The following is a 9,350-nucleotide window of genomic DNA, read 5'->3' as shown; positions in this document are numbered from 1 at the left end:
AACCCCGCCATGCCCGGTGATGCCGGCCAGCGGCCGGCACTACCAGGCGCGGTTCATTTCGCGTCGAACTTCACGATCGTGCTGATCGCGGTTTCGTCCGGAATGGTCTTGGTGTCGGCCCAGTCACCGGCACCCACAGCGAAGTCCAGGCGCTTGACCGTGGCCTTGCCGGTCAGCACCGGCTGCGGCCCCGGCTTCCAGGTGAAAGTGAGGGTCACCGGCTTGCTGACGCCGCGCAGTTCCAGCGTGCCGTCGGCGGCGAACTGGTCGTTGCCTACGGCCCGGAAGCCCTTCGCGGTGTAACGCGCGGTGGCGAACTTGGCGACGTTGAAGAAGTCCGCGCCCTGCAGGGTCGAATCACGGTCGCTGTTGCCGCTCTTGGCGCCGGCCAGCGGGATCACCACGTCCAGCGAACCGGCGGCCGGATTGGCCGGGTCGAAGCTGAGCTTGGTGGCAAAGCCCGGGAAGCTGCCGGTGAATACTTCGCCGTCGTACTTGGTGGCGAACACCAGGATCGAGCCGGCGCCGGGGGCCTGCGCATAGTCCGCAGCGAGCACCGGGGCGGTGGCGAGCATGCCGGCCAGGGCGGTGGCCACGGCGGCCGGAGTGGTCAGTTTCAGGGTCATCGGTCAGTCCTTCTGAGGGGAGGCAAGCCAGCCGCGGGGCAACATGCGGGACAAGGTCGCATCGCGCTGGAACAGGTGGTGGTAGAAGGCAGCGCCGGCATGGGCCAGCACCACCGCGATCAACAGCCAGAAGCCGTATTCGTGGATGGCATGCGATATCGCGACCACCTGCGGGTCGGGGCCGCTCAGCTTGGGCACGTCGACCAGGCCGAACCAGCGGAACGGGCGCAGGCCACTGGCCGAGTCGTACAGCCAGCCAGACAGCGGGATGGCGAACATCAGCACATACAGCAGCACGTGGGTGGCGCTGGCGATGCGTTCCTGCCAGCTGGGCACGCCCGGCACCGGCCTGGGGGCACCGGCATACAGGCGCCAGCCGAGGCGGAACAGCACCAGCGCCAGCACGGTGATGCCGATCGACTTGTGCGCGGTGTAGACCCAGAAATACTTGGGGGTCTTGGGCAGTTCACCCATGGTCAGGCCGACCACGCCGAGGGCGAGGATCAGCAGTGCGATCAACCAATGCAGGATCTGGCTGACACTCCCCCAGGCGGCGGGGGTGTTCTTGGCGGTCATGAAGGGTCCTCTAGGGGGCCGTCTTGGGGTCGGAGTGCGGAACGGGAGCGGGAGTTCCCGGGGCGTCGCTGCGGTCGAGGGTGGCTTCGGCCTCGATCCTCAGCTGTACTGCATCACCGATGACGCCCGGCCAGGCGGTGATGCCGAACGCACGCCGACTCAGCGTGGTGCTGGCGGAGAAGCCGGCGGTGCGTCGGAACGGGGGGAGCGGGTAGCGCTTGATGGCATTGAGGGACACATCCAGCGTGATTTCCTGGCTGACCCCGCGCAGGGTGAGGGTGCCGATCACGTGTGCACGCTTGGCATCAATCGGTTCCACCCGGGTCGAGACGAAGCGTGCGCTGGGGAAACGCTCACCGTCCAGCAGGCTGCGCGCCAGCGTGGCCTGGTTCCATTTGACGTCGCCAAGGTCCAATTGCGACACGGGAATCTCCACATCCAGCGTGGCCTCGCGCCAGTTGTCGGGATCGAACTGCAGGCGGCCCTCGCTGCCGGAGATCGTGCCCATGGCCTGTGAATAGCCCGCGTGGTCAATGGTGAACAAGACGCGCGTATGCACCGGATCGAGTCGGTAGGTGTCCGCACCGGCCCAGGCGGGCGCAGTGGCGAGCAGCATCGGCAGCAGGGCCAGGCAGGGACGCATCGATGGCGGGCTCCGGAAGGGGACGTTGCGATCATACGCACAGCCTCCTGCCAACGTTGCGTGCATGGCTGAAACAGTTCGTGGTGGGCGCCCTGCGGGAACAGGCTGTTGCAACCATGGCCCCGCCCCTGTGTGACAATCGGGACAGGACAGGGGGTTCAGGATGACGAGTGGCTGGCGCCGGTGGTGCCGAGGCATCGCGGGAATGGGGTTGTTGCTGCTGGCATCCTTCACGGCGGCTGCGCCCCTGGACATGGCGGAAACACCGCGCCTGCGCCGTTTCGGCGCTGCCGAAGGCATGCCCTCGCGAATGGTGCTGGCGCTGGCCGAGGACCGTCAGGGCCATATATGGGCCGCCACCGACGGCGGACTGGTGCGTTATGACGGCGGCAACCTGCGGGTCTGGGAACATGATCCTGAGCAGCCCGGCTCGCTGCCCGGCAACGAAATCGAAACCCTGCTGGTCGATCCGCTGGACCGCGTATGGGTCGGCATCAATGGCAAGGGTGTAGCCCGTCTGGATGCCGATCGCGAGCGCTTCAGGACCTTCGATGCGGTCAATGGCCCCTGCATGAGCCAGTTCTGGACGCTGGCCTATGCCGAGGATGCCCTGTGGATCGGTACCAGTGGCCACGGGGTCTGCCGTTTCGGTGAAGACGGCAGCCTTCGTTTCTTCGAGCATGATCCGGCGCGTCCCGGAGGGCCACCCAGCAACACCATCTACAGCAGCCTGGTCGATGCACAGGGGCGCCTGTGGATCGGCACCGAGGCGGGCGTCGCGCGTTGGAATGGCACGGGGTTTGAGGCGGTTGCGCCGCGCGAGCTGGGGGCGTTGAGTGTGCTGCGGCTGAGCCGCGACCCGGATGGCTCGATCTGGGTCGGCAGCCAGAATGATGGTCTCTACCGCATTGATGCGCAGGATCGGGTCAGCCGTCCGCGATGGACTGACAGTGCTCGGCTGCGCTCGGCGCTGGTGCTGGCCGATCAGCGGGGCGGCTACTGGGCGGGCACGTCCGACGGCCTGTTGCGCGGAGATGCCGGCAGGCTGCGGCGGCTCGACGGCGACCGTGGCAGTGGGTTCCTCACTGCCCAGAGTGGTGTGCTTGACCTGATGCAGGACCACGAGGGCGGGCTGTGGGTGGCGCTGCTGACCCAGGGCCTGGCCTACCTGCCTCCGGACTGGCGCCGCTTTTCGATCTGGAACCAGCTTGACGGCAAACCGCTGGACAGCCAGTACCTGCTGAGCGCAGCCAGCGATGGCAGCAACTACTACGTCGGTTCGGCGCATGGTGTGTACCAGCTGGATGTGCAGGGCACGCTGCGGCTGCTGGCCAGCGAGCGCGAGATCGGTAGCGGTGCGGTGTGGTCGGTGCTGCCGCGGCCGGACGGGCGCCTGTGGCTGGGGCGAGCCGGTCGCATCAGTGTGTATGACCCGTCCACCCGCGCGCTGCACGATTGGCACATCGAAGGTGGTGCGGATCTCCGTCAGCGCATCGACCTGATGCGGCAGGCGCCCGATGGCACGGTCTGGCTGTCGGTGATGAACCTGGGCCTGCAGCAGCGCAGTGCCGATGGCCGTGTGCTGCGCAGTTACCCGCTGGATGATCTCCGCAAACCGGCGGATTCACCGGTCGAGCAGATCCGCTTTGATGCCCAGGGCAAGGCCTGGGTGATGGGCGACATGGGTATCTGGCGTGAGCAGGCCGGGCGCTTCGAGGCGGTGCCCGGCGTATCGCGTGGGCTGATCTACGATCTGGTGTGGGTGGACCCGCAGCAGCTGTGGCTGGCCCGGCAGGGGGCGCTCGAACGCTACCAGTGGGATGGCATGAGCCTGCGCCTCATCCAGCGCATCGATGGAACGGCGGGCGTGCCCCCGGTCAGCATGGGAGGGCTTGCGTTGGCCGAAGACGGGCGTCTGTGGGCAACCACGCCGCGTGGTCTGCTGCGATGGGACCCGAAAGCGCGCCGCCTGCAGCAGTTCAACGAGCGCGATGGTCTGCCCGATGCTGAATTCACCAGCCGGCCGCCGGCCGTGAATGCCGATGGCCGCGTGCTTGCCGTTGCCCAGACCGGCCTGGTCGTATTCGATGTGAATGCTGCCGACGTCGTGCTGCCCCCCTCATCGCTGGTGATCGCCGAGGTGCGCGTGCGGCGCGATGATGCCCGTGGCTGGCAACCGCTGCCGCGCACCGGCACGCTGTTGCTGGGCCCGGATGATCGTGATCTGCAGATCGATGCACGGCTGTTGTCGTATGCCAATCCCCAGGGCAACCGCTATCGATTCCGGGTACAGGGCTACGACCAGAACTGGGTGGAGCAGGGCGGCGACGGCCAGCGCACGCTGTCGCGGCTGCCGACCGGCCACTATGTCATCGAAGTGCAGGCAGCGACGGCCAGTGGTGCCTGGACGCCCTCGCAACGGCTGCAGGTAAGGGTGCTGCCACCATGGTGGCGAAGCGGCATGGCAATCTTCGGTTACATCCTGATTGGCTCGCTGATGCTGCTCGCTGTGGTGTGGTCCATCCGTGCGCGCCTGCGCAGGCGCCAGCAGTGGCAGCTGACCGTGCACAAGCAGCAGTTGGCCGAGCAGGCTTCCCAGGCCAAGAGCCGGTTCCTTGCCACGCTGGGCCATGAGGTGCGCACCCCCATGACCGGGGTGCTTGGCATGAGCGAACTCCTGCTGGCCACGCCACTGGATGCCGTGCAGCGCGGCTATGCCGGCTCGATCCAGAAGGCAGGCAGTCACCTGCTGCGGCTGGTAAACGATGCGCTGGACCTGGCCCGCATCGAGGCTGGCCGGCTGGAACTGGACCTGCGCCCGTTCGATCTGATCGGCCTGCTCGACCAGGTACAGGCACTGATGCAACCGATGGCGAAGCAGCGCAAGCTGGAATTCCAGCGTGGTGAAGATCCGCCGGGCCCGATCAGCGTCAGCGGCGATGAGATGCGCGTACGCCAGATCCTGCTCAACCTGCTGGGCAATGCGATCAAGTTCACCGAGCGTGGGCATGTGGGTCTGGCCGTGCGCCTGGAAGAAAATGGCGGGGGCCTTTGTTTCGAGGTCCACGACAGCGGTCCGGGCATCAACGCCGAGCAGCAGGAGCGCCTGTTCCATCGCTTCGAGCAGGCCGAGGGGCCGCGCACCGCATCGCGCTATGGTGGCAGCGGGCTGGGCCTGGCGATCTGCCAGGAGCTGGCCGTGGCAATGGGCGGGCGTATCGAGGTGGACAGCCAGCCGGGCAAGGGCGCGCGCTTCCGGGTGCGGCTGCCGTTGCCATGGACACGGCAGGCCGCATGTGCACCGGGTGAGTCGTCCACGCTGCCGGTGCTGCCGCCGTTGCGCATCCTGCTGGTAGAGGATGATGCGACCGTAGCCGAGGTCATCGTCGGCCTGCTGCGTGGCCGTGGCCACGACGTGGTGCACGTGTTGCATGGTCTGGGGGCGCTGTCGGAGATCGCCACCGACGGCTTCGATGTCGGCCTGCTCGATCTCGACCTGCCGGCGCTGGACGGTACCGCCATCGCCCGTCAGCTGCGTACCATGGGATATGAGCTGCCACTGATAGCGGTCACCGCACGCTCTGACGCCTATGCCGAGACGCAGGTACTGGCGGCAGGGTTCGATGGCTTCCTGCGCAAGCCGGTGACCGGTGACATGCTGGTGACAGCTATTGCCCTGGCGCGCGCGAAACGACAAACGATCCTTTGAAGACGTCGGCGCCGGACGTGAACGGCGCGAGTTTCGGTTTACCATGCCGACATCCGCAGTGCGGGAACTATCAGAAGCAGCGTGAGGAGGCAATCTGTGGTGTATCTGCGGGCGGCGATGCTGCTGCTGGTCCTGCTGTGCTGCCTGTCGCCTGCTGCGGCGCAGCCGGTGCCACCGAGCCCGCGCCAGGTGACCGTGTTCGACGGTTTGCCTTCCAATACCGTCAATCGCATGGCCGAGGATCGCTACGGCTTCCTCTGGATCGCCACCAACGATGGCCTGGCCCGTTACGACGGGCGCAATTACCGGATCTGGCGCTCGGAGGACGGGTTACGCGACAACCGCATCTGGACGGTGCTGGTCGATGCGCGCAACCAGCTCTGGATCGGTACCGAGAATGCCGGCCTGGTACGGATGTCTGCCGACCGCCGCCAGCTGCATTTCTATGACCGCAGCAGCCAGCCCCTGATGGGCACAAACACGGTCTGGAGTCTGGCCGCCACGCCGGACGGCTCGGTCTGGTTCGGCACGCATGAAGGTGGCCTCTACCGGTTGGACAACGAGGGGCGCCTGCAACGCTTCCTGCCGGAAGCAAACAATCCGCGCAGCCTGCCGGCTGCATCGGTGCCCTACCTGGCCACCCTGGCCGATGGCAGCTTGTGGATCGGTACCAAGCATGGCGTCGCACGCTGGACCGGCACCGATTTCGAACGTGTCGGTGCCGACGTCGTTCCTAGCCTGCTGATCAATGGCCTCACTGCCGAGCCTGATGGCAGTCTCTGGATCAGCACGATGGCCGGTGCCATCGTGCGCCGTCCCGATGGTCGATTCGAGGCGCCGTCATGGAAGCTGCCCGAGGGCGAGCAGGTGCTTGGCATGATGCTGCGCGACGAGCAGAACGGTTACTGGCTGGACACCCGTACCGGCCTTGGCCGGGCGGTTGATGGCCAGTACCAGACCGTCCCCCTGTACAGCGCGGTGGCACGTGGTCCGGTTCGGCCGAACTGGACCGGTGCCTACGAGGACCGCGAGGGTGGCATCTGGCTGGCGAGCACCAACGCCGGCTTGTGGCACCTGTTGCCGCGTTGGTGGCAGTTCTCGGTGCTGTCGCGTCTGGAGGACGATCCCAGCTCGCTGCGCAACGCCTATGTGCTGGGTACCAGTCCGTCCAGTAACGGTGGCATCTGGACGGTGGGCAGCCATGGCGCGCTGGACCGCTTCGATCCGAAGACAGGAAAGATCGAGCAGCACCGCACGTGGGTCAACGGCATGCACTGGTTGACGTCGGTGCGTGAGGATCGCCGTGGCCAGGTCTGGATCGGCTCGAACGATGCGTTGCTGCGCTACGACCCGAAGCAGCGTGATCTGCGCCGCTGGGGGCGCGATGCCGGCGCCGAAGCGACGATGGAAGGGGTCATCGAAGCGATGATGACCTGTGATGGTGACAGCCTCTGGTTGATGTTGCCGTCCGGCCTGCAGCAGCGCGATCTGGACGGACGCCTGCGGCGCCAGCTGGACAATGGCCAGCGCGGTCTGCAGCAGGGCCAGCTCAACCTCGATGTGGAATGCGGGCCGCAGGACCACATATGGCTGGCCAGCAGCCGCGGCTTGCTGCAGTGGCTGCCGGAAAGCGAGCGCTTCCAGCCGGTGCCAGGTGCGCCGGCCACGGCGATCCATGCATTGCACGTGGGCAGCGATGGCCAGGTATGGCTGTCAGAGGATGGTCGCCTGTCGCGTTACCGCTGGAGCCAGGGGCGGCTGGAACGGCAGGCCGTGGTGGGGGCAGAGCAGGGTTATCCGGCGATCTCCGCCTCGGGGCTGGTGGTCGATGCGCAGGGCGTGGCTTGGGCAACCAGTGCGCGCGGCCTGGTGCGGATCGGTGCCGATGGCCAGAGCGTGCGGCTTTATGGGGTGCATGATGGCCTGCCCAGCCAGGAATTCCGCGAGCACACACTGGCGATGTCGGGCGATGGGCATCTGGTCGCCGGCACCCCGGCCGGTGTGGTGGTGTTCGACCCGGAACAGGTGCGACCATCGATGCGGCGCGCCCCACTGGTGATCGAGCGGGTGGAGGTTCGCCGCAACGAGCAGGTGCTGGACCTGACCCACGACACCCCTTTGCAGATTGCCGATGGTGACCGCGATCTGCGTATCGTCGCGCGCCTGCTGTCGTTTGCCGATTCGGCATCCAACACCTATCGCTACCGGTTGGCTGGCTATGACCCGGACTGGGTTGAAGTGGGGCCTGCTGGTGAGCGTCTGTTCTCACGGCTGGCGCCGGGCAGCTATCGACTGGAAGTGCAGGCGCGGTCGGCCGACCATGTCTGGTCGCGGGTGCAGAGCTTGGAATTCCGCGTGCAGCCACCGTGGTGGCGCAGCCTGTCGGGCCTGCTGGTACTGGCTTCGTTCGCGCTGCTGCTGACCAGTTGGTTCGCCTGGCTGTATCGTCGTCGCCTGCAGCGCCGCCATGCCTATCAGCTGGCGCTGCACAAGCAGGAACTGGCGGAACAGGCATCGGCGGCCAAGACCCGTTTCCTGGCCAATCTCGGCCATGAGATCCGCACGCCAATGACCGGCGTGCTGGGGATGAGTGAACTGCTGTTGTCCTCGCCACTGGATCCGCAGCAGCGGGGTTACACACAATCGATCCGACACGCCGGCGAGCACCTGTTGCATCTGGTCAACGACGCGCTGGACCTCGCGCGCATCGAATCCGGTCGCCTGGAGCTGCAGTCCAAGCCGTTCGCGCTGAGCTGCCTGCTCCAGGATCTGTCCGCACTGATGGGGCCGCTGGCAGCGCAGAAGGGGCTGCGCTTCACGCTCGACAACCAGCTTCCACCTGGCCTCCAGGCCACCGGCGATGCAATGCGCGTCCGCCAGATCCTGCTGAACCTGTTGTCAAACGCGGTCAAGTTCACCAGCCGCGGGACGATCACCCTGCATGCGCGCAGCGATGCCGAGCTGCGGTCACTGCATTTCGAGGTGCGCGACACTGGACCTGGCATCAGCCAGGAGCAACAGCAGCGCCTGTTCCGTCGCTTCGAGCAGGCCGACGGCGCGCGCACGGCGGCGCAGTATGGTGGCAGTGGCCTCGGCCTGGCGATCTGCCGCGAACTGGCACAGGCAATGCAGGGGCGCATCCAGGTGGAGAGCCAGCTGGGTCGCGGCACCTGCTTTGGTGTAACTCTGCCATTGCCACTGGTGGTCGATGCCAGTGCCGAGGCGGATGGGGAGACGCACCGTGAGGAAGCCGCCAACATGCCGCCGCTGCGGGTACTGCTGGTGGAGGATGACGCAACCGTAGCCGATGTGGTGCGTGGGCTGTTGAGCGCCCGTGGCCACGAGGTGGTGCATGCGGGCCATGCGCTGGCCGCGCTGCGCGAGATCAGCGCCGGGGATTTCGACGTTGGTCTGCTGGACCTGGATCTGCCGGGCCTGAGCGGTTTCGAGCTGGCCCAGCACCTGCGCAATCAGGGTTACATGCTGCCGCTGCTGGCGGTGACCGCGCGGACTGATCCGGACCTGCTGCAGCAGGTGGAAGCGGCCGGCATCGGCGGTTTCCTGCGCAAACCGGTGACCGGTGAACTACTGGTGGAAGCCATCGCCCGGGTGATGGGAAGGTAGGGATTTGTTGCAGGGCTTGCAGCCCTGCACCTGCAGAATCAACGTCAAAAGCTTGCATTCCGTGGGATGGCGGGGTGGATCCGGTTGCGGGGGACGCTGCAAGTACGTCCATGTAAGCTCGGTCGCCGCTTGCTCGTGTGCGCTGTCCTGCGCACACGGCAAGACCGGGGTT

The 9,350-nt window shown here is 66.6% G+C and carries 5 protein-coding genes; 2 read left to right on the top strand and 3 right to left on the bottom strand.

Translation table 11 applies throughout. From position 1 onward, the window contains the following. Positions 1 to 53 precede the first annotated feature (53 nt). The 3 genes from D7Y61_RS10845 to D7Y61_RS10835 are packed head-to-tail and all read right to left on the bottom strand — an operon-like array spanning position 54 to position 1,845. Positions 54 to 626, bottom strand: a complete 573-nt coding sequence (locus D7Y61_RS10845; RefSeq protein WP_180866246.1) for a YceI family protein — start codon at positions 624 to 626, stop codon at positions 54 to 56. Positions 627 to 629: 3 nt separating this feature from the next. Next, the gene (locus D7Y61_RS10840) at positions 630 to 1,202 is read right to left on the bottom strand and encodes a cytochrome b (protein ID WP_180866245.1); all 573 of its coding nucleotides are present in this window, start codon (positions 1,200 to 1,202) and stop codon (positions 630 to 632) included. Between the two features lie 10 nt (positions 1,203 to 1,212). Further along, complete coding sequence (locus D7Y61_RS10835; protein WP_180866244.1) at positions 1,213 to 1,845, bottom strand: YceI family protein; 633 nt, start codon at positions 1,843 to 1,845, stop codon at positions 1,213 to 1,215. Between the two features lie 163 nt (positions 1,846 to 2,008). Between D7Y61_RS10835 and D7Y61_RS10830 the strand changes: the two genes are divergently transcribed. Both D7Y61_RS10830 and D7Y61_RS10825 read left to right on the top strand, forming a co-directional pair. Beyond that, positions 2,009 to 5,554: a hybrid sensor histidine kinase/response regulator gene (locus tag D7Y61_RS10830; protein ID WP_180866243.1), complete on the top strand. Its 3,546-nt coding sequence runs from the start codon at positions 2,009 to 2,011 to the stop codon at positions 5,552 to 5,554. A 96-nt stretch (positions 5,555 to 5,650) separates the two neighbouring features. Beyond that, positions 5,651 to 9,178: an ATP-binding protein gene (locus tag D7Y61_RS10825; protein WP_180866242.1), complete on the top strand. Its 3,528-nt coding sequence runs from the start codon at positions 5,651 to 5,653 to the stop codon at positions 9,176 to 9,178. The last annotated feature ends 172 nt before the right edge of the window (positions 9,179 to 9,350 follow it).

Source organism: Stenotrophomonas maltophilia (genome assembly GCF_013464485.1).
Lineage (GTDB): Bacteria > Pseudomonadota > Gammaproteobacteria > Xanthomonadales > Xanthomonadaceae > Stenotrophomonas > Stenotrophomonas maltophilia_AW.
The sequence above is the reverse complement of the archived record's forward strand: the minus strand, read 5'-3'. Positions and strand labels throughout refer to the sequence as shown.